This is a genomic window from Paenibacillus sp. KS1 (assembly GCF_001680695.1).
Classification (GTDB): Bacteria; Bacillota; Bacilli; order Paenibacillales; family Paenibacillaceae; genus Paenibacillus_B; species Paenibacillus_B suaedae.
Genome location: NZ_MAIS01000335.1, coordinates 1 through 352, shown reverse-complemented (window position 1 = coordinate 352; position 352 = coordinate 1). Strand labels below are relative to the sequence as shown.

Here is a 352-nt window from a genome sequence, read left to right as displayed (position 1 = left end):
TCGAAAGTAAATGCCCTCCGAGACGGATCCCGAGTACCGCGGGACACGTGAAACCCCGTGGGAATCTGGCAGGACCATCTGCTAAGGCTAAATACTCCCTGGTGACCGATAGTGAAGCAGTACCGTGAGGGAAAGGTGAAAAGCACCCCGGAAGGGGAGTGAAATAGAACCTGAAACAGTGTGCTTACAAGAAGTCAGAGCCCTATACATGGGTGATGGCGTGCCTTTTGTAGAATGAACCGGCGAGTTACGTTTGCGTGCAAGGTTAAGGTGAAGAGCTGGAGCCGAAGCGAAAGCGAGTCTGAATAGGGCGAATAAGTACGTAGGCGTAGACCCGAAACCGTGTGATCTA

Annotated in this window: 1 rRNA gene; it reads left to right on the top strand. The window is 52.3% G+C overall.

The features are described from left to right. Nucleotides 1–352: ribosomal RNA gene (locus tag BBG47_RS28560) — 23S ribosomal RNA — on the top strand; the annotation flags it as partial.